Source organism: Nocardioides sp. WJ219 (assembly GCF_058559815.1).
In genome coordinates, this window is sequence record NZ_JBZUJV010000007.1 from 1 (window position 1) to 24609 (window position 24609).

24 protein-coding genes and 1 pseudogene are annotated in these 24609 nt (G+C 72.6%); 12 read left to right on the plus strand and 13 right to left on the minus strand.

Annotation, left to right across the window (positions count from 1 at the left end):
- The 4 genes and pseudogenes from AC4MBH_RS16695 to AC4MBH_RS16710 form a co-directional block, all read right to left on the minus strand.
- A complete protein-coding gene (locus AC4MBH_RS16695; RefSeq protein WP_491795293.1) occupies positions 1-1236 on the minus strand; it encodes an HNH endonuclease signature motif containing protein in 1236 nt (411 codons plus the stop codon).
- 83 nt (positions 1237-1319) lie between these two features.
- A complete protein-coding gene (locus AC4MBH_RS16700) occupies positions 1320-1670 on the minus strand; it encodes a GntR family transcriptional regulator (RefSeq protein ID WP_491796163.1) in 351 nt (116 codons plus the stop codon).
- Positions 1667-2533 (minus strand): hypothetical protein, encoded by an 867-nt coding sequence (locus AC4MBH_RS16705; RefSeq protein WP_491796164.1) that lies wholly within the window; start codon positions 2531-2533, stop codon positions 1667-1669. The genes AC4MBH_RS16700 and AC4MBH_RS16705 overlap by 4 nt, the downstream gene beginning before the upstream one ends.
- 80 nt (positions 2534-2613) lie before the next feature.
- A pseudogene (locus AC4MBH_RS16710) lies at positions 2614-2811 on the minus strand (ATP-binding protein); the annotation flags it as partial.
- A gap of 79 nt (positions 2812-2890) precedes the next feature.
- On the opposite strand from AC4MBH_RS16710, the gene AC4MBH_RS16715 reads away from it, so the two are divergent.
- Entirely contained in the window at positions 2891-3709 is an 819-nt protein-coding gene (locus tag AC4MBH_RS16715; RefSeq protein ID WP_491796166.1) for an SHOCT domain-containing protein, read from the plus strand.
- Positions 3710-4175: 466 nt separating this feature from the next.
- Here AC4MBH_RS16715 and AC4MBH_RS16720 read toward each other — a convergent pair whose 3' ends face one another.
- The gene (locus AC4MBH_RS16720; RefSeq protein ID WP_491796168.1) at positions 4176-4607 is read right to left on the minus strand and encodes a hypothetical protein; all 432 of its coding nucleotides are present in this window, start codon (positions 4605-4607) and stop codon (positions 4176-4178) included.
- A 361-nt stretch (positions 4608-4968) separates the two neighbouring features.
- Positions 4969-6447 carry an ATP-binding protein gene (locus AC4MBH_RS16725; protein WP_491796170.1) on the minus strand — a complete coding sequence of 493 codons (1479 nt, stop codon included), beginning with the start codon at positions 6445-6447 and terminating at the stop codon, positions 4969-4971.
- A 190-nt stretch (positions 6448-6637) separates the two neighbouring features.
- On the opposite strand from AC4MBH_RS16725, the gene AC4MBH_RS16730 reads away from it, so the two are divergent.
- The 4 genes from AC4MBH_RS16730 to AC4MBH_RS16745 all read left to right on the plus strand — a co-directional run bounded on the left by AC4MBH_RS16730 (position 6638) and on the right by AC4MBH_RS16745 (position 9722).
- Entirely contained in the window at positions 6638-7354 is a 717-nt protein-coding gene (locus AC4MBH_RS16730) for a PadR family transcriptional regulator (protein ID WP_491796172.1), read from the plus strand.
- Positions 7351-7758, plus strand: a complete 408-nt coding sequence (locus AC4MBH_RS16735) for a DUF1707 SHOCT-like domain-containing protein (RefSeq protein ID WP_491796174.1) — start codon at positions 7351-7353, stop codon at positions 7756-7758. The genes AC4MBH_RS16730 and AC4MBH_RS16735 overlap by 4 nt, the downstream gene beginning before the upstream one ends.
- Before the next feature lie 66 nt (positions 7759-7824).
- Positions 7825-9039 (plus strand): acyl-CoA dehydrogenase family protein, encoded by a 1215-nt coding sequence (locus AC4MBH_RS16740; protein WP_491796176.1) that lies wholly within the window; start codon positions 7825-7827, stop codon positions 9037-9039.
- Between the two features lie 35 nt (positions 9040-9074).
- Positions 9075-9722, plus strand: a complete 648-nt coding sequence (locus AC4MBH_RS16745; protein WP_491796178.1) for a hypothetical protein — start codon at positions 9075-9077, stop codon at positions 9720-9722.
- Here AC4MBH_RS16745 and AC4MBH_RS16750 read toward each other — a convergent pair.
- Entirely contained in the window at positions 9719-9952 is a 234-nt protein-coding gene (locus AC4MBH_RS16750; RefSeq protein WP_491796180.1) for a hypothetical protein, read from the minus strand. The genes AC4MBH_RS16745 and AC4MBH_RS16750 overlap by 4 nt on opposite strands.
- A gap of 109 nt (positions 9953-10061) precedes the next feature.
- A complete protein-coding gene (locus AC4MBH_RS16755; protein ID WP_491796181.1) occupies positions 10062-11597 on the minus strand; it encodes a lysyl oxidase family protein in 1536 nt (511 codons plus the stop codon).
- A 109-nt stretch (positions 11598-11706) separates the two neighbouring features.
- Between AC4MBH_RS16755 and AC4MBH_RS16760 the strand changes: the two genes are divergently transcribed.
- Positions 11707-13044: a hypothetical protein gene (locus AC4MBH_RS16760; RefSeq protein WP_491796183.1), complete on the plus strand. Its 1338-nt coding sequence runs from the start codon at positions 11707-11709 to the stop codon at positions 13042-13044.
- Here the strand turns inward: AC4MBH_RS16760 and AC4MBH_RS16765 are convergent.
- The 4 genes from AC4MBH_RS16765 to AC4MBH_RS16780 all read right to left on the minus strand — a co-directional run bounded on the left by AC4MBH_RS16765 (position 13022) and on the right by AC4MBH_RS16780 (position 15944).
- The gene (locus tag AC4MBH_RS16765; protein WP_491796184.1) at positions 13022-14086 is read right to left on the minus strand and encodes a serine/threonine-protein kinase; all 1065 of its coding nucleotides are present in this window, start codon (positions 14084-14086) and stop codon (positions 13022-13024) included. The two genes, AC4MBH_RS16760 and AC4MBH_RS16765, sit on opposite strands and share 23 nt — an antisense overlap.
- 10 nt (positions 14087-14096) lie before the next feature.
- The gene (locus AC4MBH_RS16770; protein ID WP_491796186.1) at positions 14097-15029 is read right to left on the minus strand and encodes a GNAT family N-acetyltransferase; all 933 of its coding nucleotides are present in this window, start codon (positions 15027-15029) and stop codon (positions 14097-14099) included.
- 80 nt (positions 15030-15109) lie between these two features.
- Positions 15110-15676: a YceI family protein gene (locus AC4MBH_RS16775; protein ID WP_491796188.1), complete on the minus strand. Its 567-nt coding sequence runs from the start codon at positions 15674-15676 to the stop codon at positions 15110-15112.
- Positions 15677-15812: 136 nt separating this feature from the next.
- Complete coding sequence (locus AC4MBH_RS16780; protein ID WP_491796189.1) at positions 15813-15944, minus strand: hypothetical protein; 132 nt, start codon at positions 15942-15944, stop codon at positions 15813-15815.
- Positions 15945-16207: 263 nt separating this feature from the next.
- On the opposite strand from AC4MBH_RS16780, the gene AC4MBH_RS16785 reads away from it, so the two are divergent.
- The 3 genes from AC4MBH_RS16785 to AC4MBH_RS16795 all read left to right on the plus strand — a co-directional run bounded on the left by AC4MBH_RS16785 (position 16208) and on the right by AC4MBH_RS16795 (position 20209).
- A complete protein-coding gene (locus AC4MBH_RS16785) occupies positions 16208-16471 on the plus strand; it encodes a hypothetical protein (RefSeq protein WP_491796190.1) in 264 nt (87 codons plus the stop codon).
- Between the two features lie 47 nt (positions 16472-16518).
- Complete coding sequence (gene glmS, locus AC4MBH_RS16790) at positions 16519-18342, plus strand: glutamine--fructose-6-phosphate transaminase (isomerizing) (RefSeq protein ID WP_491796192.1); 1824 nt, start codon at positions 16519-16521, stop codon at positions 18340-18342.
- A gap of 76 nt (positions 18343-18418) precedes the next feature.
- Positions 18419-20209 carry a DEAD/DEAH box helicase gene (locus tag AC4MBH_RS16795; protein ID WP_491796194.1) on the plus strand — a complete coding sequence of 597 codons (1791 nt, stop codon included), beginning with the start codon at positions 18419-18421 and terminating at the stop codon, positions 20207-20209.
- A 53-nt stretch (positions 20210-20262) separates the two neighbouring features.
- Here AC4MBH_RS16795 and AC4MBH_RS16800 read toward each other — a convergent pair whose 3' ends face one another.
- Complete coding sequence (locus AC4MBH_RS16800) at positions 20263-21189, minus strand: NAD(P)/FAD-dependent oxidoreductase (protein ID WP_491796195.1); 927 nt, start codon at positions 21187-21189, stop codon at positions 20263-20265.
- Positions 21190-21246: 57 nt separating this feature from the next.
- On the opposite strand from AC4MBH_RS16800, the gene AC4MBH_RS16805 reads away from it, so the two are divergent.
- The 3 genes from AC4MBH_RS16805 to AC4MBH_RS16815 all read left to right on the plus strand — a co-directional run bounded on the left by AC4MBH_RS16805 (position 21247) and on the right by AC4MBH_RS16815 (position 24558).
- A complete protein-coding gene (locus AC4MBH_RS16805) occupies positions 21247-21699 on the plus strand; it encodes a MerR family transcriptional regulator (RefSeq protein ID WP_491796197.1) in 453 nt (150 codons plus the stop codon).
- Between the two features lie 91 nt (positions 21700-21790).
- Positions 21791-22618 carry an SGNH/GDSL hydrolase family protein gene (locus AC4MBH_RS16810; protein WP_491796198.1) on the plus strand — a complete coding sequence of 276 codons (828 nt, stop codon included), beginning with the start codon at positions 21791-21793 and terminating at the stop codon, positions 22616-22618.
- A 32-nt stretch (positions 22619-22650) separates the two neighbouring features.
- Complete coding sequence (locus AC4MBH_RS16815; RefSeq protein WP_491796199.1) at positions 22651-24558, plus strand: penicillin-binding transpeptidase domain-containing protein; 1908 nt, start codon at positions 22651-22653, stop codon at positions 24556-24558.
- Positions 24559-24609: the final 51 nt, after the last annotated feature.

Consider the following 24609-nt stretch of genomic DNA (forward strand, 5'->3'; position numbering starts at 1 on the left):
TCACGTTCGCATGGGGTGCGTGCCGGGTTGGTGGGTGCGGGTGTGGTGGTAGGGGCAGAGGAGCTGGGTGTTGCGGAGGTCGGTGGTGCCGCCGTCCTGCCACGGGACCCGGTGGTGGGTGTGGCAGAGGTAGCCGGGGGTGTCGCAGCCGGGGTGTTGGCAGTGGCGTTGTTCGACGATGGCGGCGAGGCGTTGGGCGGTGGTGTGGAAGCGGTGCTTGCGGCCCAGGGCGAGCACTTCGCCGGTGGCGTTCATCCAGGCGGGGATGACACCGGCCCCGCAGGCCAGACGTAGGTACTCGGTGTGGGAGATCTTGGTGCCGGTGTCCAGGGCGGCGGCCTCGACCTTGCCGGTGAGGATGTCGTGGTCCCCGACGGCGATGACGGTCGCGGAGAGTCCGCCGATCTGGGGGAGCTGGTCTGGGTGGTAGGTCTCGATCCACTCGGTGAACGCCTGACCGAGCCTGTCGGCTGAGGGTGTCTGCCAGTCGTAGGTGCCGGGGCCGTGGTGGGCGCGGACGTGCTTGGGGGCGGCGAGGGCGTGGAGCTGCTTGCGGAACATCTCCGCGACGTGGGTGGGCAGCGTGAACCGGCCGTGGGTCAGGCCGTCGCCGGCGTCGACCATGGTGAGGCGGGTCTTCTTCCGGGCGCGGGCTTCCTGGGCCTCGAGGGCGCGGGCTTCGCGTTGATCGGCGCCGTCGGGGTCGAGACGTTCGGCGATGGCGTGGCCGAGCCGGGCGAGGTCGTCGGCGTCGATGCCGCCGGTGGTGGCGTGGTCGAGGAGGAACGCCTCGGCGCGGGCCCGGTCGGCGGCGGGGACGTGGTCGTCGTCGAGGCGGGTGAGGTGGTCGGCGATGGCGTGGGCCTGCTCGGCGTGGATCTGACCGCGGGCGGTCGCGGCGCGGGTCGGCTCCAGGCCGGCGAGCGCTCCCGCCAACCTGGTCTTCGCGGCAGCGGTGCGGCGGGTGACGCCGGTGGTCTGCTGCAGCCACCGTCGTAGGTCGCGGCACTGGGCTGTGCCGGGGAGGTCGAGGACCTCGGCGTGGCCGATGGTGCGGGCCTCGACCTCGGCGATGCCGGCGGCGACCCGGGCGGCGAGTCCGACGACGCGGGTGGTGGTGACCGGGTCCATGGACCAGGCCGGGACCTCGGCCAGGGCCTGGAGGTCGTCGAGCACCGAGCACAGGAACGCCTCGATCGGGTGTCCCGATCGGGGGGTGTCGGTGTGCTCGGCCATGAGACTATTCCAGCACCGACCACCGACAGTTTGCGGCGGGTTTCCCGCTCAACCACAGGGGTTGTGGACAACTCGTCGCGGAGCTAGCTCCACCACTCCTCGACCAGCCTGACCGCCTCGGCGCGGGTGAGGCCGGCGGCGCGGGCGTTGCCGACGTACTCGGCCACCAGGCGGCCGAGGGCGGGGCTCGGCGTGCGCGTGGAGCGGACGAAGGTCCCACGCCGCCCGTGGGTGTCGATGACGCCGTCGGCGTCGAGCTCGCGGTAGGCCCGGGCCACGGTGTTCGGGGCGAGGCCGAGGTCGGACGCCATCTGGCGGACGGTGGCGAGCCGCGTCCCGGCGGGGAGGGTGCCCTCGGCGACCATCGACGCGATCTGCGTTCGCAGCTGCTCGTACGGCGGCACGCTGGACGCGGTGTCCACGTTGATGTTCACGGTGCGGTGCGTTCGCTGGGGGCGGGCACCGGCGACCAGTGCCCGTCCCGCCAGCCGTCCACGAGCACGACCGCTGCGGACGCGACCGCCAGGACGGTGAAGCACGCGCCGGCCAGCAGGACCGGCAGGGGCAGGTCGCGGTGGTCGACCACGGTCGCGAACACGGCGACGGCGGCGCTGAACCCGCCCACCAGGAAGGCGCTGAGGGGCATTTGCTCCACCGTCTTGGCCAGCAGCGCTCGCTGCCACAGCAGGCCGTCGGTCGTGCTCGCCACCATCGGTCGGGAGATCACCGTCGCGGCGACCCAGTAGTGAGCAGCGACCAGGAGCACCGCGAGGCTGCAGCCCAGCAGCGCTCGCCGTGCCGACGCCGTGTCGCCCGACGCCGCGATCGCGCCCGCCAGCGCCAGCGCCGCCACACCGACGACGACGGCCAGTCGCAGCGTCCGCAGTCGTGAGCGGTCGTAGTACTCCCGCACCCGACGCCGGACGGGATCGACCGTGCGCACGGAGCCGTCGACCAGCGGGACGGTGCGGTACCCGGCCACCAGTGCGCCTGCCGCCGTACCGATCCCGGAGCCGACGGCGATGGCGAACCAGTACCAGGGCACCTCGTGCCATTCGCTCGTCAGGGGGATGTTCGCGGCCGTCAGACCCCACATGCCCCCCAGGACCGGGTAGTGGCTGCGCCGGGCGAGCTGCGGAGCCAGCCATCGCCGCACGTCGGCCGTCAGGGGGGCGCCGACGGTCGCCGCGAACGCCTGCAGCTCGGCGTCTGCGCCCCGCCTGCTGCTTCGCAGATAGGCGTAGGTGAAGACGCTGCCGATCACCAGGAGGCCGGCTGCCAGGACCACGAGTCGCATACCGCTTCTCCCCACATTTGTGCCAACCGATGACGCAAATGTATCGCTACAAAACGAGGGAACGCCACTCAGACGGGGACTCAGCCGCTCGGCCGGGGCAACGTGACCCGGAATGTGGTCTCCTTCCCGCCCTCGCTCTCGACGGTCACCGGACCACCGTGGGCGGTGACGATGGAGTCGACGATGCCGAGGCCGAGGCCGAGGCCGGTGCCGGAGATCTGCTCGGACATCGCCTGCTCGCCCGGGAAGAACCGGGTGAAAACCCGGTCGTACACCGCTCGGTCCGTGCCGCCCCAGGCCCAGAGGCGCTCGTTCGAAACCCAGGTCTCGACTCAGCATCCGTGCCTACAATCGCTCATGGACGAGCAGCAGGCGTTGCCTGGGTGGTACCCGAATGGCGAGGGTCAGCGGTACTGGGACGGTTCAGCCTGGACGGAGCAGTTCCGGCCATCCAGTGGTTCGGGCGGTGGAAGAGGCGCCACCATGAAGGGCGCCGCCGGGAGGTTCACGTCCAACGAGATGGACGTTCCCGAGGGCACCATCTGGTCCGCGGTCGGCAAGGGGGTCGGCGGCATCACGACCGGTCGCTACCGGATGGACGCCGAGTATCTGCACTTCGAGAAGGGCACGCTGAAGACTGCTGCCCAGCAGGTGCACATGTCCGACGTCTACAACGTCGACGTCAAACAGTCCATGACCCAGAAGGCACGCGGTGTCTACACCGTGGTCGTGCACCGGACCGGTGGGCCACCGGTGGGCCTCGATGACGTCCCGGACGGGCCCAGCGCGCAACGGATCATCACAGAGACATTCCGAGCGGCGCAGCTGACCAGGGCGCACCGGAGCATCCAGATCGACGGAGCCCGCCACCAGGCCACCAACACGACTCGCCAAGAGATCGCTTATGGAGGGATGCCGCCGGGTGGCTTCGTCCCGCCTGCGCCACCGGGCATGCCGATGGGTGTCACGCCTGCGGCCGGCCTGTTTGTGGCCGCACCATCGGCCCTGCCCGCACCGGCCGAACACCGCGACGAGGCGGTTGACGTCGAGGTGGTCCAGCAGCCGACGATGGACCCGATCTCGCAACTCAAAGAGCTCGGCGCGCTCCGCGACGCCGGAATCCTCACCGAGGACGAGTTCTCGGCGAAGAAGGCTGAGATCCTCAGTCGCATGTAGCGCACTTCACGCTGTGTCTGGCGCAGGTCGAGGTGTCGGGCAGGTCGGCGTCCTCCGCCGGGAGTGGCTCGAGTGCGAGCGGGGAGCGCCGGGGCGTGCAACTGGGTAAGCGTGTCATGCGCGACTGCGCCGCGGTCCACTTACGTCCCGGCACGCTATCGCAGTGAGGTTGTTGCCCGAGGTGCCAGGCATCGGCGACTCCGCTGGGGCCTTCAGCAGCACGAGGCAAGGTGCCGCCGGAAGGCGGTGATCGAACCGGGCCTCGGAGGTGCCAACTAGTGGCTGCTCCAACTAGGGGTACAGCTCTCCGCCGGGGGCACTGCTCGCAGCTTGGGCTACAAGACCGCCGCTTCGGAGCTCGGCCCGCCCCGTCCCGGTGGGCCGTCACCAGAGTCAATCGCGCTACGCCTACAGCGAAGGGCGGATCGTCACTCCCGGTCGAGCCAGCTCATGCCGTTTCCCCCGACTATCTGCTCCCACGCCTCGAGCGGCACTCGGAGTGGGTCGGAAGCAACACCTGACCGAACTCCTCGCTGGATCCCTGCCAACGGGTCACGCGGCCTGTATCGACCAGTCCGGCGACCTGATCGGCGTAGCCGGGCATGCCCCACCAGTCTGAGCACACGATGAACGCCCATCCCGCGTGAAGTATCGCCGGCAGCTGCTCGGCTCCCTCGAGGTTCCCGCGGACAGTTTCGTGGAGGTCGTCCCAGCCGCCTCCTACGACCTCTCGCGCGGTCCGACCGGGAAGGATGACCCTGTCCTGGTCGAGAAGCGTCCGTCGAACGCCGGCCCAGTTCACCGATTCCGGGCCGCAGAACTCCGCGACGGCTCGAGTGGTGGCGATATTGATGTACGCCATCTCATGGTCGGCGAGGAACTGATGGAAGGGTTCCATGGCGTCGCGCCAGCAGCTCACGACGATGCCGCAGAACTCTCGTGATTGCCAGACCGAGTCGGCGGCGGCTCGTCCCAATCGGAATCGGGATAGTCGAAGGGCAACTGCGACCCTTGCCAGGGGACCGGAGCGGCGGGTCGGAGAAGTCCGCGGAAGGTTTGCACGTGAGCACTCCGAAGCGCGTTCAGGACTTGCCTCCCAGTTCATCCGTAAGCCGGTTGATGTAGCCGACCAGTTCGAGGGGCGGAGTCCATCGGCATCGCGACGATCTGGCGTCGTCCCGATGGGACCTTCGGGGACTCGATGCACGGACGCCTGGTCAACTGAGCCGAGCCCCCAGCCAAGCGGCCCACGCGGGGACTCAGCCGCTCGGCCGGGGCAACGTGACCCGGAAGGTGGTCTCCTGCCCGCCCTCGCTCTCGACGGTCACCGCGCCGCCGTGGGCGGTGACAATGGACTCGACGATGGCGAGGCCGAGGCCGGTGCCGGAGATCTGCTGGGACATCGCCTGCTCGCCCCGGAAGAAGCGGGTGAAGACGTGGTCGAGCTCGTCGGGGTTGATGCCGACGCCGGTGTTGCTCACCTCGAGCACGGTCGCGTCGCCGCGGGAGTGCAGGCGGACGTGGGCGGTGCCGTCGGCGGGGCTGTACTTCACGGCGTTGGACACCAGGTTGTCGACGACCTGGCGGATGCGCTGCTCGTCGACCACGGCGAGCACGTGGTCGGGGACGTCGACGTCGAGGGTCACCCGGCGGCGGTCGGCGAAGGGGCGCGCCGCGTCGACGGCCTCGTGCACGGTCGCCGCCAGGTCGGTCGACGTACGCCGCAGCCAGAGGCCGCCCTCCTGGGCCTGGCCCATGAACAGCAGGTCGGTGAGCAGGTCCTTGAGCCGCAGTGCGTTGCGCTGGACGACGCGCAGCTGCGCGACCAGCTCGGGCGGGCTCTCGTCGCCGTCGCACAGCAGCTCGAGGTAGCCGAGCACGGCGGTGAGCGGGGTGCGCAGCTCGTGGGAGACCGAGGAGACGAACTCGTCCTTGACCTGCATGGCGCGCATCAGGTCGGTGATCTCCTGGTAGGCGATCACCGCTCCCAGCCGCTCACCGCGCGGGCCGCGCACCTGCCGCGCGGACGTCGAGAAGGCCGCGCGGGCCTGGGGGTCGCTGCCGACCCAGTAGGCGTAGTCGTCGAACTCCTCGCCGCTCGCGGCGCGGTAGGACGGCATCTCCTCCTTGGTCATCAGGGACTGACCGTCGAGGTGGAAGACGTAGCCGGACTGGCCGGCCATGCCGTGGTGGCCGTCCGGGAAGGGCAGGGACATCGTCTCGCGGTGCCGCCGGTTCATCCGCGAGTAGCGGCCGTCGTCGTCGATCAGCAGGATCCCGACGTTGACGGTGTCGAAGACCGCCTCGAGGGTCTGGTGCTCGCGCTCGATCTCCGCCCGGGCCGACTCGAGCTGCTCCTCGTAGCCCCGCTGCTCGGTGACGTCGAGGACCTGGGAGATGAAGTACAGGGGGCTGCGGTCGGGCCCGCGGACCAGCGCGACGGAGAGGTCGCCCCACACGACGTGCCCGTCGGTGTGCAGGTAGCGCTTGCGCAACCGGTAGGAGTCGATCTCGCCGTCCAGCGCCTTGTGGAACAGCGCGAGGTCGGCGTCGAGGTCCTCGGGCACGGTGAACTCCTGGAAGCTCCGTTCCGCGAAGTCGTCGGCGTCGTAGCCGAGCATGTCCGTGAGCGCCTGGTTCACCATGAAGAGTCGCCCGTCGAGGTCGACCAGGGCCATGCCGATGGGGGAGTGCTGCATCGTGAGCCGCCACAGCTCCGCGCTGTCGAGAACCCTCATCCGGCATCCCTCCGTCATCCCGGTCACCGGCCACGGTAGGCCGCGACGGCGGCGGGCATGGCCGAAGCCGGATTCCCGAGTCCGGCAGTGCCGCGGCTCTTGTCCCGTCAACGAACAAGACGTACAGTCACGATATATCGTGATGTAACCGACGAGAGTCGCGATAGCCCGAGACGAAGGAGGTCCCGCGATGGGACACCGAGGACGCAGCAGGCAGTGGGTCGGAGGGCCCGAGAACAACCCCTGGCAGGCCCACGGCGGCGGACGCCGTGGCCACGGCTGGGGCGGACCGGGGTGGGGCGGGCCGTTCGACCGGCCCGGAGGGCCGATGGGCGGTCCGCCGCCGTGGGTCGCCGGGCTGTTCGGCATGGGTCAGCCCGAGCGCGGACGCGGCCCGCGGGTACGCCGCGGCGACGTGCGGCACGCCATCCTCGACGTGCTGGCCAGCGCGGCCCGCGCCGACGAGCCGGTCAACGGCTACCAGGTGATCCAGCAGATCGCCGAGCGCAGCGACGGCGGCTGGCGCCCGAGTCCCGGCTCGGTCTACCCCACGATCCAGCAGCTGCAGGACGAGGGCCTGGTCGACACCGACGACGAGCGCGGTCGCCGCAGCCTGAGCCTCACGGAGGCCGGCAACGCCTACGTCGACGAGCACGGCGACGAGCTGGCCGCCGTGTGGGCGCCGTTCGAGCGCGCCGCCGGGACCGACGCCGAGAAGTCCGAGCACGCCGACCTCAAGAGCGAGATCGGCCAGGTGATGCCGGCCGTGTGGCAGATCATCACCCAGGGCTCCGAGACGCAGCGCCGGGCCGCGGTCGAGATCCTGGCCGACACCCGCCGCCGGCTCTACGGCGTGCTCGCCGACGGCCCGGAGGCCGCCGGCTCCGACGTGGACGACGAGTCATGAGCGGCGAGCTGCGGGTCGGGGACGCCGAGCGCGACCGGGCCGCGACCGACCTGGGGGAGCACTACGCCCTGGGCCGGCTGTCGACCGAGGAGCACGCCGAGCGCCTCGACGCCATCTGGACGGCCCGCACCCGCGCCGACCTCGACCTCGTCTTCCACGACCTGCCGACGCAGCAGCCGACGTACCGGTCGACGTACCCGACGGGCAGGCTGGCGAAGGGCATCGGGGCCCGGTCGGGCTGGCGCCCGGTGCCGTTCGTGCCGCTGGTGGTCGTGCTGGTCGTGCTGTCGGTGCTCACGCACCTGCCGTTCTGGATCGGCATCTTCTTCCTCGGCTGCGGCCTGTTCAGCCGCGCGCGCCACACGACGCGGCGCCGGACGACGTCGACGGTGCCGACCGGCTGACGTCGGGCTGACGCCCGTCGGTGAACACCTGTCCTCCGAGCGGGCGTCGCGTCCTATCCTCGACACGTGTCCACGCCGTCGTTCGACCTGACCGAAGACCACCTCGAGCTGAAGGCGTGGCTGCACGGCTTCGCCTCCGACGTCATCCGCCCGGCCGCGTCGGAGTGGGACGAGAAGGAGGAGTTCCCCTGGCCGGTCGTCGAGGAGGCCGCCAAGGCCGGCATCTACTCGATGGACTTCTTCGCCACCCAGGGCTTCGACCCCACCGGCCTCGGCATCCCGGTGTCGATGGAGGAGCTGTGCTGGGGTGACGCCGGCATCGGCCTGGCCATCGTCGGCACCGCGCTCGCCGCGGCCGGCGTGAGCAGCAACGGCACCCAGGAGCAGGTGCTCGAGTGGGTGCCGGAGATGTTCGGCAGCCCCGGCGACCTCAAGCTCGGCGCGTTCTGCTCCTCCGAGCCCGACGCCGGCAGCGACGTCGGCGCGATGCGCACCCGCGCGCGGTACGACGAGGCCACCGACGAGTGGGTCGTCAACGGCACCAAGACCTGGGCCACCAACGGCGGCATCGCCGACGTGCACGTCGTGACCGCGGTCGTCGACCCCGACCTGCGCACCCGCGGTCAGGCCAGCTTCGTGATCCCGCCCGGCACCAAGGGGCTCAGCCAGGGCCAGAAGTTCCACAAGCACGGCATCCGCGCCAGCCACACCGCCGAGGTCGTCCTCGACAACGTGCGGGTGCCCGGCCGCTGCCTGCTCGGCGGCAAGGACAAGCTCGACGCCCGGCTCGCCCGGGCCCGCGAGGGTGCCAGCGCCAAGGGCAACGCCAGCATGGCGACGTTCGAGCGCACCCGCCCCGCGGTCGGCGCGATGGCGGTCGGCATCGCGCGGGCGGCGTACGAGGTGGCGCTCGACTACGCCAAGACCCGTGAGCAGTTCGGCAAGGCCATCATCGAGAACCAGGGCGTGGCGTTCATGCTCGCCGACATGGCGGTCTCGATCGACGCGAGCCGGCTGCTCGTGCACCGCGCCGCGTGGATGGCCAGCCAGGGCAAGTCGTTCGACGCGGCCGAGGGGTCGATGTCGAAGCTGATGGCGGCCGAGACGGCCGTCAAGGTCACCGGCCAGGCGATGCAGGTGCTCGGCGGCAACGGCTACACGCGCGAGTACCCGGTCGAGCGCTGGGCCCGCGACGCCAAGATCTTCACGATCTTCGAGGGCACCTCGGAGATCCAGCGCCTCGTGATCGCCCGCACCGTCTCGGGGGCACCCATCCGGTGAGCCGCCGCGCGGCCGAGCCGTGCTAGGTGTGGGACATGACCGCTGACCCGAGCCGACGCCGCCTCCGGTTCCGCGGCCAGATCGCCGGGATCGGCACCACCGAGGGCACCCGCGTCGTGGTGGGCCGGTGGGTCGAGAGCCCGCTCGGCTCGTTCGCCGACGCCATGGTGGAGCGGCCCGACGGGCACCGGCTGCTGCTGGCGCCCCACCCCGACGTCGCGCGGTTCGTCGCGGCGACGTACGACTTCGACGAGATCCGGGTGGAGCCGTTCGCGGTGACGGCGCTGGCACACGGGTGGCAGGTGCGCGGCGCCTCGCTCGAGCTCGACGTGACCTTCGGCGGCCCGACCTTCCTGGGCCGGCTGCTCGGGCTCGTGCCGCGGGCGGTCGCGGAGGCGCCCTGGTGGTGCGCGCTGACCGACCCGGTGGCCCGCCGGGTGCTCGACGGCGTCCGCACGCGCGGCGAGACCGGCGACCGTCGCGAGTGGTACGGCGCCACCGGCAACCGGCACCTCGTGCGGGCCTCCGGCAGCTTCGAGGGTGCCGACCTCGGCGCGCTCGCGCCGGTGTCGCCGCCGCCGCGGTTCGGGTTCTCCTCCACTCCGGAGCGACCGTCGGTCACCGACGTGGTGACGACCGTCGAGCTCGACGCGTCGGTGCCGCTGGTGGGCCCGGCGACCTAGTCGCCGGCGCGGCCCTGGGCCTGCGAGCCCAGCCCGCCGTCGGGGTCGTCGGGCGTCTGCTCCGAGGCGGCACGGGTGCCCTCGGGGTCCTCGACGCGGGCGTCGGACTCGGCCAGGATCGCCGCGGCCTGCGCCTCCGGGTCGTCGCTGCCGGCCGTGGCCTCCTCGTCGAGCAGCTCGGCCCGTCGGGTCACGCGGTCGTCGTCGGACTCGGGTCCCGGCTCGCTCATGCCTCCACCGTAGTGCGGCCACCCGCACGTCGACCCGTCGCCTCGAGGCGACGGGTCGACATGCGGGAGAGGGTGGAGCGGATGGAGCGGGTGGTGCCGGGGCGAGCGGTCAGTGCGCCGGCTGCGGCTCGCGGTCGTCGTCGTACGACGGCTCGACGACGAGGCCGAGCCGGGGCACGCGCACGGTGCGGGCACCGGGCTTGCCGCCGATGACCACCTTGCGCAGCGAGGTGTTGTCGTCGGTCGAGGACTCGATCAGCCGCTTGCGCGGGTTGGCGACCGTGGCGATGTAGTAGACGCCGTTGGGCAGGCCGCGCAGGTCGAAGGACTGGCCGGCGCGGAACTGCGCGTAGGTGTCGCCCCAGCCGGCAGCGAGCACCTGGCGCAGGGACAACGAGTCGTCGTAGCCGCAGTCGGTCGACAGGTCGGTGTTCTCGGGGTTCCAGTCGGCGTCGGGCACCGTGAGGTCGACCGCGTCGGTGTTGGCCAGGCAGAACGCCTCCTTGCGCGAGTGCACCGCCGTCGTCTGGTCGGCGCGCAGCAGCGAGTAGCGGGCGAAGTCGCGGAAGTGCCAGTGCTGGTGGGTCGGCTTGCGGTCGAACTCGAACGAGCCCACCGGCTGGTAGCCGGTCTGGTTGCCCTCACCGTCGAAGAAGTACTGGTAGGCGTCCATCCGGTCCTCGGTGTCGGACACGAAGCCGTCGACGACCAGCGGGCTGTTGCCGGCGTTCCAGACGGTGGCGGAGAAGCGCAGGTAGTTGCCGTTGCGCGCGACGTCGATGCCCCAGGCCGGCAGCGAGCGCAGGTTGGGCACGGGGCCGTCGACCTCGGCGCGCGGGTCGAGCCGGCGTCCGGTGGGGCCGGTGGTGCCGGCCGGGCGCAAGGCGCCGCCGCGGTGCGCGTGACCGGGCTCGCCGCCGCCGCCACCGCCGTGCTCGTGGTCGTCGTGGTCGTGCGGCTCGCGCTTGACCGTCGCCCTGATCGTCCGGGACGCCTGGGCGGGGGACAGCCCCAGCGCGCGGGCGATGACCGGGCGGAGCGCGACCTCGATCGAGTACCGACCCTTCGGCAGCCGCAGGGCGGAGCCGTAGTCGATCAACCCGTTGGACCAACCGGCCTGCACGCCCTGCACCGAGCCGAGGCTGTAGGGGCTGCTGTAGCAGGACGACGGGTACGGCGACCGCGCCGGCGCCTCGGGCCGGGCCCGCTGGGCCGAGCCGTTGAGGCAGCCGTTGCGCGAGCGCGTCTTGACCACCTTGCCGGTGCGGACGTCGGTGACGGTGGCCCGCACGAGCCCGGTGATCCCGTCGAAGGTCTGCATCACGCTGGCGGGCAGCGGCACGTCGCCCTCGGCGGTGCGCACCACGGTCTTGATCGGCTCGTCGTACGACGCCCGCGTCGACCACAGCTCGATCGGCTGGTCGCCGGCCACCAGCCGCACGTCGAGGGGCACCGAGGCGAGGGTGCGCTTGCCGTAGAGGAGGCCCTGCACGGCGGCGGGCGCCCAGATCGTGGGACCGGCCGGGTCGGCGGCGCGGGCCTGCGCGGGAGCGGCCGCCTGTACCGGCGCCGGACCGGCGACGGCCGCGAGCGGCGCGAGGGTGGCGACGGCCGCGGCCAGCGCGAGTCGACGGGTGTGCTGCATGGGGGTGCTTCTCTCTGTCGAAGAGCGTGGGTGTCACGAGAGTGACGCACCGCGGCGCGGTTTGGTTGCCCATCGGCGGAAGATTCGTGGGCGGCGCTAAGGTCCGACGGTGGTCAGAGGGGCGGCGTGGCGCGGTCTGCCGGTGGTGGTGCTGGTCCTCGCGGCCGCCGCGGCCGGTGCAGGTGCGTCGACGCCCGGTGCTCCGGACGCGGTCGACCTGGGCGGCACCCGCGTCGAGGTGAGCACCGACCCGAGTGACCCGACGCGACTCACGGCCGGGCTGTGGGCCGACACGTTGACCGAGCCGGGAGCGGCCGAAGCCAACGTGCACCGCTTCGACTACCGCCGCACCCTCAAGGACAGCACCGTGCTCATCGGGCTGGTCGCCACCTCGCCGGAGGAGTCGGGGGACGGTGTGGAGCTCACGGTCGAGACCGATGACGGATACCCGTGCGGCTCCGACCCGGTCAGCCAGCGCTCGACGCTGCCGTCGGCGGCCTTCGGTGCATCGGTGACCGTCAGGGCAAGCACCATCGACGACCGCAACGACCCGTGCGTCAAGGCCGCCGTGCTCACCGTCGATGTGAGCAGGTCGGAGACGGTCGAGGTCACCGGCGACCTGCCGGTGGCGATCCGGGTGGTCGAGCAGGCCCCGATCCGGGGGACCGAGGAGGCGCTGCCGGAGCCCCAGGAGACGGCCGTGGTGGGCATCCCCGAGCCCACCGATCCCCGGCCGCTGACGGGTGCGGCCTCGTTCGACGACGCGCCCGACCTCGAGTCCGGGGTCACGGTCTCGGACGCGGTGCCCGAGGGCGCCGAGCGCCTCTACCGCGTACGGCTCGACTGGGGCCAGGCCCTGGCCGTGCGGGTCGACGTGCCGCCGCGCGAGGGCGAGATCGAGGGCTCCTCGCCGTCGCTCGACCTCTCCCTCTTCGACCCCCTGCGCAACTCCTTCGACACCGGTCACGCCGAGGCCGTCGACTCCGGGTCCTACGCCGAGGAGGCCGCCATGCTGTTCGACGGCACCCGACCGGTCGCCTACCGCAACCGCTTCGACGACGGCGTCGTGACCGCACCGGGCGACTACTGGGTCTCGGTCGCGGTCTCGCCCGCGGTGGATCGCGAGCCGGTCGAGGTCCCGATCGAGCTCACCGCCGAGGTCGTCGGTGACCGGGCTGGGGCCCCGCAGTTCCCCGGCATCGTGACCGCGCCGGACGACAGCGCCGCTTCCGAGGGCTACGACCCGGCGACGCCGTACCTCGTGGACGAGGACGTGTTCTCCGCCGACATCTCCGGCACCCCGCGCGTCCCTGGCGCCGACGGCAACAGCGACGGTGCGCGGCGGACGGCCGGCCTGGTCGTGGGCGGCGCGAGCCTGCTGTCGCTGCTGGCGGGGGTGGTGCTGCTGCGCCGGCGCGGCCGGGTCAGCCGAGCAGCAACCAGCTAGCGACCACGAGGCCGAGCACGCCGAGCAGCACCAGCAGGATCCCCGGCAGCGCCGACGGGCGTCGGCCTGCGGCGGGGTGGGGTCCCTGGCCGAACGCGACGGTGCGCTGTGCGCCGAGGACGGCGGTGCTGCCGCCGCCGGGCGCCTGGGTGGGCAGCGCCGCCGAGGTGGGCGCCGGGTGCGGGGCGGTGGATCCCCCCGCCACGGTCGCGACGTCGGGACCGGCGAACCGGTCGGGCACCACCACGGACTCGCCGGGCGCCGGTGGGAGCCGGAGCAGGCCGGTCGCGGCGAGCTCGGCGCGCAGCGCCGTGGCGTCGGCGGGCCGGTCGGCGGCGTCGTGCTGCGTGGCGCGCGCGACGACGTCGAGCAGCAGGTCGCGGGCTGGCTCGCCGGTCCGGTGCGCGTCGAGGTCCTCGTCGTCGGGGTGGCGGCCCAGCAGCATGCCCAGCGCCACCCGGCCGACGGCGTACACGTCGGCGCGCGGGTCGGGGTCGGCGCCGACCCACTGCTCGGGCGGCATGTAGCCGGGGGTGCCGATGGCGACGGAGCCGCGCGTCATCCGGGGCTCGTCGACGGGGGCGGCGATGCCGAAGTCGGTCAGCCGCAGGTGCGGCCGCCCGGCCCCGGTCGGCTCGAGGAGCAGGTTGCCGGGCTTGACGTCGCGGTGCACGATGCCCGCGCCGTGCACGGCCTCGAGCGCCTGCAGCAGCTGGTCGGTGAGCAGGGCGACCCACCGCACGGGCAGTCCGCCGCGGTCGCGCAGCAGGTCGGCCACCGACCCGCCGCGCACCAGCGGCATCGTGAACAGCACCCGGTCGTCGACACCGGCCCACGACAGCGGCGTCACCACGTGCGTGTGGTCGATGCGCATCGACTGCTCGCGCACGAACCGCAGCAGCGAGGCGGCGTCGGACTGCCGCAGGATCTTGGCGGCCTTGACCTGGCCGTCCTCGCGGTCGAGCACCCGCCAGATCGCGCCCATGCCGCCGGTGGCGAAGGGGTCGAGCAGCTCGTAGCGGCCCGCGAACACCTCACCCATGGGCTCGAGACTAGGGCGCGGCCGCCCCGGTCAGGTCGATCGCCCGGTTGACCCAGGTGGAGGTGACCGTCATGCCGACCCGCTCGTAGAGGCCGAGTGCGCCGGTGCGGCTGTCGGTGGAGAGGCCGCACACCTCGGCGCCGTGCTCGCGGGCGACGGCGAAGGTGTCGACCATCAGCGCCTGGGCGAGCCCGCGGCCGCGCAGGTCGCGCCGGGTGGCGAGCCGGGCGATGAAGGCCTCGGTGCCGTCGTCGCCGTCGTAGACCTGGACGACGGCGGCCGCCACGACGGCACCGGTGTCGTCGGCCACGACGCGCAGCTGCCACGGCTCGAAGCCCGGCCGCTCGAGGACGGTGGCCGTGAAGTCGGCGAAGGTCTCGCGGTCGCGGACCGACCACTCGAGGAACGCGTCCTCCAGCACGGTGTGCACGGCGGGGTGCTCGGCCGGGTCGGCCGCGCGGACGACGTAGCCCTCGGGGAGCGGGCGTTCGGCGATGGTGGCGCCGGCCGGGAGCTTGAGCACCCACGACGTCCAGCGCACGTGGTAGCCGGCCGCCGCGAGCAGCCGGTCACCGGCCGAGCCCTCGGGCACCGGCATCCCGACGACCGACGCGCCGCGCGAGCGGGCCAGCTCCCGCATCCAGGCGGCCAGCCAGGTGCCGATGCCGCGACCCCGGTGGTCGGGCAGCACGGCCGCGTCGCCGCGGTCGGGCGCGGCGAACTCGGCGTACCCGACCATCAGGTCGCCGTCGAAGACGCCCACGGTGCTGGTCGGCACGTCGAAGCTGGGGCGCTGCCAGTCGCCGACGATGTCCGCCTCCTCGATCTCCCCACGACCGACGTCGGCGACCTCCTGGGCGTGCATGGTCTCGAAGACGGCCGTCGCGTCGTCGGGCTGCAGGGGTCGGGCGGTCAGGCCGGCCGGGAGAGGTACGTCGGGCACGGCTCGGATCGTGGCAGCAGACGGCGACGGACCGCGACCCATTTCGGGCGCGGTCCGTCGGACGTGGGAGAGCGGGGAGGTCAGGCGTTCTTGATCGCGGAGATGTCGAAGTCGAGGGTGACCTTCTCCGAGACGAGCACGCCGCCGGTCTCGAGCGCGGCGTTGAAGCTGAGGCCCCAGTCGCTGCGACGGACGGTGACGCTGCCCTCGAAGCCGACGCGGGTGTTGCCGAACGGGTCCTGGGCAGAGCCGACCTCGTCGAAGTCGATGGAGACCGACTTGGTGGTGCCCTTGATGGTCAGGTCGCCGGTGATGGTCCAGGTCGAGCCCTCGCGGCGGACGTCGGTGGAGACGAAGGTGATCTGCGGGTGGTCGGCCGCACCGAAGAAGTCGTTGCTCTGCAGGTGGCCGTCGCGGTCGGCGTTGCCGGTGCTGACGCTGGAGGCCTCGATGGCGAGGTCGACGCGGGACGCGGCCGGGTTGGCGGTGTCGACGCGGGCGGTGCCGGTGAAGTCGTGGAACTGGCCGCGGACCTTGGTCACCATCGCGTGGCGGGCGGTGAAGCCGAGGCGGCTGTGGGCGGGGTCGATGGTGTAGTCGCCGGTGATGTCGGCGATGGCGGTGGTGGCGGCGTCGAACTCGGTCATGGCGTGCTCCTGGAGGACGGGGGTGGTGGGACTGTCAGGCGGCGTAACGGACCGTGGTCCGTTTCCATTCCCCGTGCACCAAAAAGTTCACGACGGCCGCTCCCGGTGGGAGCGGCCGCCGTGAGGGACCGACGAGTCAGGCGGCCTGGGTCATGGTGGTCGCGGGCTCGCTGGGAGCGAACCAGACCATCTCCATGCGCACGCGTCCGGTCTCGTCGGTCATCGGGATCCAGCGCATCTCGAGCTGGGAACGACGGTTGTCGATCATGGGACACCTCCTGTTCACCTTCTGTTCATCAAAGGTACCTCATCCCCACCCAGACCGCTAGTTCCTTGCCGATTCTGCCTCCCACCCCCCACCCGTGGGGGTGAGGGAGGCCCTGGGGGTCCTCGACGCTCCACTCCCCGTCCCGGCCCCCGCTGGCCGGGCTGCACCCATCAGACGGGTCGCCCCCGCTGTTGAACCGCGATTCCTGCCCGATATCGGGCAGGAAGTTGCGAGAACGCCGGAATCGACCCACGATTGCTCCCATGGCCGCCGATCCGTCGCTCGTCACCCACGTGGTGGCGAGCACCGGACTCGCCCCGGCGGAGGCCGCGCGGGTGATCGAGGACGTCGTCGCGTTCCACACCGAACCGGTCGAGGCCTACGTCCGGCGGCGGCACGCCGAGCTGAGGACCTTCGGCGCCCGCAACCCCGAGATCTTCGCCCGGATCGCCGACGAGCTCGGCTCCCGGGTGGTGGCGGCACCGACGCTCAGCGAGCGCCAGCTGCGCCGGCTCGTCTACGGCTGACCACCCCCGACCCCGACCCCCGAAGAACCAGGAACAGGACCCCTCCCATGTGCGGAATCGTCGGCTACATCGGCGCCCAGCAGGCCGCCCCGCTGCTGCTCGAGGGCCTGACCCGGCTCGAGCACCGTGGCTACGACTCGGCCGGCGTCGCGGTGATCGCGCCGTCGGGCGTCAAGGTCGCCAAGCGGGCGGGGCGGGTCCGCGACCTGCAGGACGCGCTGCCCAAGCGGTTCGCGGGCCGGGTCGGCATCGGCCACACCCGCTGGGCGACGCACGGCCCCGCGACCGACGCCAACGCCCACCCCCACCTCGACGGCAAGGGCGACGTCGCCGTCGTGCACAACGGCATCATCGACAACGCCGCGGCGCTGCGCGCCGAGCTGGCCGACGCCGGCGTCGACCTCGTCTCCGACACCGACACCGAGGTCGTCGCCCACCTCGTGGGGCGCTCCGAGGCCGCGACCCTGGAGGAGAAGGTCGCCTCCGCCCTCGCGCGCATCGACGGGACCTACGGCCTCGCGGTGCTGCACGCCGACTTCCCCGACCGGATCGTGGTGGCCCGCAACGGCAGCCCGCTGATCATCGGCGTCGGTGAGAAGGAGATGTACGTCGCCTCCGACCTCGCGGCCCTGGTCCGCTACACGACCACGGTCGCCCACCTCGAGGACGGCGAGATCGCCACCGTCACCGCAGGCGGGTTCACGACCTACCGCGCCGACCTCAGCCGGGCGCAGCGCCCGGTGACCGAGCTCGACGTCGACCCGGCGGCGTACGCGCTGCCCCCCGACGGCGGGGGCCACATGCTGCGCGAGATGGCCGAGCAGCCGGCCGCGGCCGAGCGGGTGCTGCGGGGTCGGCTCGACGAGCGGTTCGGCACCGCCCACCTCGGTGGGCTCAACATGGACGCCCGCGAGACCCGCGCGATCCGGCGGGTCAAGGTCCTCGGCTGCGGGTCGGCCTACTACGTCGGCCAGATGGGCGCCTCGATGATCGAGGAGCTGGCGCGGATCCCGGCCGACGCCGAGGCCGCCAGCGAGTTCCGCTACCGCGACCCGGTGATCGAGCCCGACACCCTCTACGTCGCGGTGAGCCAGTCGGGCGAGACCATCGACACCCTGCTCGCGGTCCAGGAGGTCCGCCGCAAGGGCGGCCGGGTCGTCGGCCTGGTCAACGTCGTGGGCAGCGCGATCGCCCGCGAGGTCGACGGCGGCATCTACCTGCACGCCGGCCCCGAGGTCGCGGTGGCCTCGACCAAGGCGCTGACCACGATGTTCCTGGCGTTCTCGTTGCTCGCCCTGCAGCTGGGCCGGGTGCGCGACCTGTCGATCTCCGACGGCAGGCGCATCGTCGCCGGACTGCAGGCGCTGCCGGACCAGGTGGCCGAGGTGCTGGCACTGAGCGACGACCTGGTCGAGGTGGCCCAGGACCTCGCCGCGGCCGAGAGCCTGTTCTTCGTCGGCCGCGTGCGCGGGTTCCCGGTGGCCCGCGAGGGGGCGCAGAAGTTCAAGGAGATCACCTACCGGCACGCCGAGGCCTACCAGACCTCCGAGCTCAAGCACGGCCCGCTCGCGCTGATCTCGCCGGCGGTGCCGACGGTCGCGGTGGTGCCGCACGACGAGCTGACCGACCGCAACGTCGCAGCGCTGCACGAGATCTCGGCGCGGGGCGGGCCGCTGGTGGTGGTGACCCACGCCGACGTCGACCTCGGTGACGTGCGGTGCCGGCGGGTCGACGTACCCCGCTCGGAGCGCGAGCTCGACCCGATCCTGCTGACGATCCCGCTGCAGCTGCTCGCCTTCCACGCCGCCACCCACCTCGGCCTCGACGTCGACAAGCCGCGCAACCTGGCCAAGTCGGTGACGGTGGAGTGAGCGATCTGGGGCAGGTGACCCAGCGCACCGCGCTCACGAATCGAGTGGTACAACCCACAGCCACTACCGTTGTCGGGTGAACGACCAGAGCGAGCCCACCGAGGCGCCCCCCACCTTTGCCGACCTCGGGCTCGGCGACGCCGTCCTCAAGGCCCTCAAGGACGTGGGCTACGAGAGCCCGTCGGCGATCCAGGCCGAGACCATCCCCACCCTGCTGCAGGGCCGCGACGTCGTCGGGCTCGCCCAGACCGGCACCGGCAAGACCGCGGCGTTCGCGCTGCCGATCCTCGACCAGCTCGACGTGCGGCAGAAGTCGGTGCAGGCGCTGGTGCTGGCGCCGACCCGCGAGCTCGCGCTGCAGGTGTGCGAGGCCTTCCAGAAGTACGCCGCCGGCACCAAGGGCGTGCACGTGCTGCCCGTCTACGGCGGTCAGGCCTACGGCATCCAGCTGAGCGCGCTGCGGCGCGGCGTCCACATCGTCGTCGGCACCCCCGGCCGGATCATGGACCACCTCGACAAGGGCACGCTCGACCTGTCGGAGCTGCGGTTCCTGGTGCTCGACGAGGCCGACGAGATGCTCAACATGGGCTTCGCCGAGGACGTCGAGACGATCCTCGCCGACACCCCCGACAGCAAGCAGGTCGCGCTGTTCAGCGCCACGATGCCGGCCCAGATCCGGCGGCTGTCGAAGAAGTACCTCACCGACCCCGTCGAGATCACGGTCAAGAACAAGACGACGACGTCGGCCAACACCACCCAGCGCTACCTGATCTGCAGCTACCCGCAGAAGGTCGACGCGCTCACCCGCATCCTCGAGGTCGAGAACTTCGAGGGGATGATCGTCTTCGTCCGCACCAAGAACGAGACCGAGCTGCTCGCCGAGAAGCTCCGGGCCCGCGGGTTCTCCGCGGCGGCGATCAACGGCGACGTCGCGCAGGTGCAGCGCGAGCGCACCGTCAACCAGCTCAAGTCGGGCAAGCTCGACATCCTCGTCGCCACCGACGTGGCCGCCCGCGGCCTCGACGTCGAGCGGATCAGCCACGTCGTCAACTACGACATCCCCACCGACACCGAGTCCTACGTGCACCGCATCGGCCGCACCGGCCGGGCCGGTCGCTCCGGCGACGCGATCTCGTTCGTCACCCCCCGCGAGCGCTACCTGCTCAAGCACATCGAGAAGGCCACCCGCCAGCCGCTCACCGAGATGCGGCTGCCCGGCGTCGAGGAGATCAACGCGACCCGGCTGGCCCGCTTCGACGACGCGATCACCGCGGCGCTGTCCCAGGCCGACCGGGTGGCGGCGTTCCGCGACATCGTGAGCCACTACGTCGCGCACCGCGACGTGCCCGAGCTCGACGTCGCCGCCGCGCTGGCGATCGTGGCCCAGGGCGACACCCCGCTGCTGCTCGACCCCGCCGCCGAGCGGACCTCGCGTCCCGAGCGGGGCGACCGGCCCGACCGGCCCGACCGCGGCGGCCGCTTCGAGGGCAACGACCGCTTCGACCGCGGCGAGCGGCGTCAGCGGCACGACACCGGCAAGCCGATGAAGGCCTACAAGATCCAGGTCGGCAAGCGCCACAAGGTCGAGCCCCGCCAGATCGTCGGCGCCATCGCCAACGAGGGCGGGCTCTCGCGCGGCGACTTCGGCGCGATCAAGATCCAGCCCGACTTCTCCGTCGTCGAGCTGCCGGCCGACCTGCCGCCGGAGGTGTGGAAGAAGCTCGAGAACACCCGGATCAGCGGCAAGCTCATCGAGCTCACCGAGGACCAGGGTCCCCGTGGCTCGCGCCCCCCGCGCCCGGCCGCCACCGACGGCCCGCCGGCCCGGGATAAGAAGCCGCGGCACAAGAAGACCAGCGGCGACTGACGCCGCCCGGGGCTTGGAGGCTCGCTGCGCTCGCACCTCACCCGCCGGACGGTTCAGACCGGCACCGCGACGGCGTGGTCGAGGGCCAGCAGGTCGCCGACGCACCCGACGGCTGCCATCTGGCCGGCCGCCGCGGCGACGAGCACCGAGCTGAGCGGCATCGGGGTGGCGGCGGTGTGGGCGAGGTCGCCGGCGGCGTACACGCCGGGCAGCGAGGTCCGGCCCATCACGTCGACCTCGACGCACCCCGACGGCAGCAGGGCGAGCCCGAGGTCGGCGGCGAACGGCGCGGTCTGCGCGAACGTCGTCCCGACCATCACGCCGCCGAGCTCGAGGTCGGGCCCGGAGGCGAAGGAGACGACCGCGCCGAGCGATCCCGGGCAGAAGCCGGAGACCGGCTCGGCCCGCACCGAGGCGCCGATCGAGCGCAGCTGCGCCGCGTTGTCGTCGTCGATCTCGCCGCCGTCGGCGAGCACCACGACCTCCGAGGCGATCGGGGTGAGCATCGCCGCGATCCGGCCGACGTGCGGGTGGCTGCCGAGGACGCCGACGGGCGTGCCGGCGTACTCGTGGCCGTGGCAGAACGGGCAGTGCGCGGCGACGGTGCCGAACAGCGCCGCCAGCCCGGGCTTGTCGGGCAGGGTGTCGCGCACGCCGGTGGCCAGCACCACCAGCCGGGTCGAGACCGGGCCGGCGTCGGTGCCGACCGAGAAGCCGGCCCCGTCGGGCACCACCGAGGTGGCACCCACGTCGCGCACCTCCACGGTGTCGTACGTCGCCAGCTCGTCGCGGGCGAGGGCGCGCAGCTCGGCCGGGGGCCGCCCGTCGTGGGTGAGGAAGTTGTGCATCAGGTCAGCGGGGTCGTTGCGGTAGCCACCGGCGTCGAGCACCAGCACGCTCCGGTGCATCCGTCCCAGGGTCAGTGCCGCCTGCAGGCCCGCGGGACCCCCGCCGACCACCACCACGTCGTACTCGTTCATCGTGCCTCCTGTTGTTGGGAACTTGTCTCAACAACCAGGATGTGAGTTCATGTTGACATGAAGTCAAGTGATCTCGCGATCGGCGAGCTGGCCGCCCAGTTCGGGCTCGCCACCCACGTGCTCCGCCACTGGGAGGACGTCGGCCTGCTGTCCCCTCGGCGCGACTCCGGCGGCCGTCGCCGCTTCGGCCGCGACGAGCTGGTGCGGGTCGCGGTGATCCTGCGCAGCCAGGCCGCCGGGATGTCGTTGGAGCAGATCCAGGTGCTCCTCGACGCCGACGCGCCCGAGCGGCACCTGGTGCTCGAGGCCCACGTCGCCGCCCTCGACCGGCGGATGGAGGAGATGCGGCGCAGCCGGGAGATGACCCTGCACGCCCTGCAGTGCCGGGCCCACGACGTCGCCAACTGCCCCGGCTTCCGCAAGGGCGTCCAGGACCTGATCGAGGGCAACCCGTCGACCATCGTCCAGGCCCTCCCCGCGACCGGGCGTCGCAAGCCCGTGCACCACTGACGCGACCCACCCCGCGGCTCCTCCACAGGCCGGGCCCGACCCCTACCCGGCGTCGGCGGTCGGTGCTTGAGTGAGGCCCAGGTCACACCCGGTGGCCGGCCCACTCTCGGAGGTCGTGGTGCTCGTCCGTCGTCTCGCTCTCACCGTCGCGGCGCTCGCCGCCACCCTCGCCCCTGCGCTGGTCGCGGTCGGCGCCGCACCCGCCCACGCCGCCCCGCCGACGTACGTCGCGCTCGGCGACTCCTACGCCTCCGGCCTCGGCACCCGCACCTACGCCGACGACTCCTGCAAGCGGTCGGGCTCGGCCTACCCGCGCCTGGTCGCCGCCCAGCGCGGCTACGCGCTGGACTTCCGGGCGTGCTCGGGCGCCCGCATCCCCACCGTCACCAAGAACCAGCTCGCGGCCCTGAGGAGCGGCACCGACTACGTGACGATCTCGGTCGGCGGCAACGACGCCGGGTTCACCGCCGTGCTCACCGAGTGCGCGACGCCGTTCTGGGCCGGCGACTGCGCCGGCGCGATCGACGACGCCCAGGCCTTCATCAAGGGCACGCTCCCGGGCCGGCTCACCGCGCTCTACCGCAAGATCCGCGCGCGCTCGCCGCAGGCCGAGGTCGTGGTGGTCGGCTACCCGCGGCTGTTCATGGGCGAGGACTGCAACGCCGGCACCTGGTTCTCCCCGGCCGAGCAGCGGCGGCTCAACGCCACCGCCGACCAGCTCAACGCCCGCCTGTCCGCCGCGGCCTCGGCGCGGGGGTTCGCCTTCGCCGACCCGACCCGTCGGTTCACCGGGCACGCGGTGTGCGACGACCCCGAGTGGCTCAACGGTCTGTCCCACCCGATCAGCGAGAGCTACCACCCCAACAAGGCCGGGCACGCCTCGGGCTTCGCGCCGCTGGTGAGCGGCCTGCTCCGCTGAGGGGCGTCCAGGGCCCTGGTAGAACCGTCGGCATGCGCCGCCCCCTCCTCGCCGCACCGAGCGTCCTGCTGCTGGTCACCACGCTGGTGGCCTGCAGCGGCGACGACGAGCCCGACCCCGGCGACGTCGGCGACAGTGCCGGTGGCACGGCCGCCGCGCTGGTGGAGGGCCTGCGCAGCGGCGACCTGGCCGAGCTGCCGTTCACCGAGACCACCGGGGCCGACGCCACCGAGGACCTCGCCGGGGTGGTCGAGGGGATGGGCGACCTGACCCCGACGATCGAGCTCGGCGACGTCGAGGAGGACGGCGACACGGCCACCGCCACGCTGGGCTGGGAGTGGCCGCTGAGCGGCGACGCCGAGGGCGAGGCCTGGGTCTACGACTCCCAGGCCGCGCTCGAGCGCGTCGACGACGAGTGGCAGGTGGAGTGGGGCCACGAGGTCGTCGAGCCCAGCCTCAACGCCAACTCCGTCCTCGACGTCTCGCCGGTCGGCGCGTCGCGGGGCGACATCGTGGGCGCCGACGGGATCGCGCTGGTCACCGAGCGCCCCGTCGTCCGGGTCGGCATCGACCGGGCCTCGGTGCCACCGGCCCGGGCGGGCCGGTCGGCGGCCGAGGTGGCCCGGCTCGTCGACGTCGACGTCGACCCCTACGTCGCCCAGGTCGAGGCGGCCGGCGACAAGGCGTTCGTCGAGGCGATCACGTTCCGCCAGGCCGATCTGCCCCAGGCCGTGCTCGACGGCTACGAGGCGATCCCGGGAGCGAGGCTGGTCGCCGAGGAGGTGCCGCTCGCGCCCACCCGCGACTTCGCCGCCCCGATCCTTGGCACCGTCGGCCAGGTCACCGCCGAGATGATCGAGGACGACCCCGACCGCTACGAGGCCGGCGACACCGCCGGGCTCTCGGGCCTGCAGGCCCGCTACGACGAGCAGCTGCAGGGCACCCCGGGGGTCGTGGTCAACGCCGTCGGCACCGACGGCAAGGAGCGCGAGATCTTCCGCTCCGGCGGCACGGGAGGCCGCGACCTCCAGGTCACCCTCGACGAGCGGTTGCAGTCCGAGGCGGAGGCGCTGCTGTCCGACGTCGGGCCGCCGAGCGCGCTGGTGGCCGTCCGGCCCAGCGACGGCGCGATCCTCGCCGCCGCCAACGGCCCCGGCAACGACGGGCAGAACCTCGCGACGTTCGGGCAGTACGCGCCGGGGTCGACGTTCAAGAGCGTCAGCAGCCTCGCGCTGCTGCGCCGCGGCCTGGGCCCCGACGCCCCCGTCGACTGCACCACGACGATCGACGTCGACGGCCGCGACTTCGAGAACTACGACGACTACCCCGCCGGCGGCACCGGGACCATCCCGTTCCGCACGGCCGTGGCCAACTCCTGCAACACCGCCTTCATCGCCGAGCGCACCCGCCTGCGCCGCGGCGACCTCGCGGCGGCCGCCGCCTCGCTCGGCCTCGGCATCGACCACGACCTCGGCTTCCCGGCGTACTTCGGCCAGGTGCCGCCGCCGACCGACGAGACCGGTGAGGCGGCCGACATGATCGGGCAGGGCACGGTCCTGGCCTCGCCGATGGCGATGGCCACCGTCGCCGCCTCCGTCCAGGCCGGCCAGACCGTCGTGCCGCGGCTGCTCACGGGCGTGGAGGTCTCGGTGCCCACCGAGGCGGCGCCGCTGACCCCGTCCGAGGCCGACCAGCTGCGGTCCCTGCTCCGCTCGGTCGTCACCGACGGCAGCGGCCGCGCGCTCGCCACCCTCCCGGGCCCGGAGGTGATCGCCAAGACCGGCACCGCCGAGTACGACGCCGACGGCGAGATCCGCACCCACGCGTGGATGATCGGCGCCCAGGGTGACCTCGCCGTCGCCGTGTTCGTGCAGGACGGCGCCAGCGGCTCCAGCACGGCGGGGCCGATCCTCGAGGGCTTCCTGCGCGCGGCCGGCTGACCCTGGTCGAGCCGCGACCTCGCTCCTCGGGAGGTTGTCGGCGGCCACCCG

What these genes read in the sequence shown, in the direction of transcription:
- AC4MBH_RS16695 (WP_491795293.1), bottom strand. Translation starts at nt 1,236, where the DNA reads ATGGCCGAGCACACCGACACCCCCCGATCGGGACACCCGATCGAGGCG.
- AC4MBH_RS16705 (WP_491796164.1), bottom strand. Translation starts at nt 2,533, where the DNA reads ATGCGACTCGTGGTCCTGGCAGCCGGCCTCCTGGTGATCGGCAGCGTC.
- AC4MBH_RS16715 (WP_491796166.1), top strand. Translation starts at nt 2,891, where the DNA reads ATGGACGAGCAGCAGGCGTTGCCTGGGTGGTACCCGAATGGCGAGGGT.
- AC4MBH_RS16720 (WP_491796168.1), bottom strand. Translation starts at nt 4,607, where the DNA reads ATGGAACCCTTCCATCAGTTCCTCGCCGACCATGAGATGGCGTACATC.
- AC4MBH_RS16725 (WP_491796170.1), bottom strand. Translation starts at nt 6,447, where the DNA reads ATGAGGGTTCTCGACAGCGCGGAGCTGTGGCGGCTCACGATGCAGCAC.
- AC4MBH_RS16730 (WP_491796172.1), top strand. Translation starts at nt 6,638, where the DNA reads ATGGGACACCGAGGACGCAGCAGGCAGTGGGTCGGAGGGCCCGAGAAC.
- AC4MBH_RS16735 (WP_491796174.1), top strand. Translation starts at nt 7,351, where the DNA reads ATGAGCGGCGAGCTGCGGGTCGGGGACGCCGAGCGCGACCGGGCCGCG.
- AC4MBH_RS16745 (WP_491796178.1), top strand. Translation starts at nt 9,075, where the DNA reads ATGACCGCTGACCCGAGCCGACGCCGCCTCCGGTTCCGCGGCCAGATC.
- AC4MBH_RS16750 (WP_491796180.1), bottom strand. Translation starts at nt 9,952, where the DNA reads ATGAGCGAGCCGGGACCCGAGTCCGACGACGACCGCGTGACCCGACGG.
- AC4MBH_RS16755 (WP_491796181.1), bottom strand. Translation starts at nt 11,597, where the DNA reads ATGCAGCACACCCGTCGACTCGCGCTGGCCGCGGCCGTCGCCACCCTC.
- AC4MBH_RS16765 (WP_491796184.1), bottom strand. Translation starts at nt 14,086, where the DNA reads ATGGGTGAGGTGTTCGCGGGCCGCTACGAGCTGCTCGACCCCTTCGCC.
- AC4MBH_RS16775 (WP_491796188.1), bottom strand. Translation starts at nt 15,676, where the DNA reads ATGACCGAGTTCGACGCCGCCACCACCGCCATCGCCGACATCACCGGC.
- AC4MBH_RS16780 (WP_491796189.1), bottom strand. Translation starts at nt 15,944, where the DNA reads ATGATCGACAACCGTCGTTCCCAGCTCGAGATGCGCTGGATCCCGATG.
- AC4MBH_RS16785 (WP_491796190.1), top strand. Translation starts at nt 16,208, where the DNA reads ATGGCCGCCGATCCGTCGCTCGTCACCCACGTGGTGGCGAGCACCGGA.
- glmS (WP_491796192.1), top strand. Translation starts at nt 16,519, where the DNA reads ATGTGCGGAATCGTCGGCTACATCGGCGCCCAGCAGGCCGCCCCGCTG.
- AC4MBH_RS16800 (WP_491796195.1), bottom strand. Translation starts at nt 21,189, where the DNA reads ATGAACGAGTACGACGTGGTGGTGGTCGGCGGGGGTCCCGCGGGCCTG.
- AC4MBH_RS16805 (WP_491796197.1), top strand. Translation starts at nt 21,247, where the DNA reads ATGAAGTCAAGTGATCTCGCGATCGGCGAGCTGGCCGCCCAGTTCGGG.
- AC4MBH_RS16815 (WP_491796199.1), top strand. Translation starts at nt 22,651, where the DNA reads ATGCGCCGCCCCCTCCTCGCCGCACCGAGCGTCCTGCTGCTGGTCACC.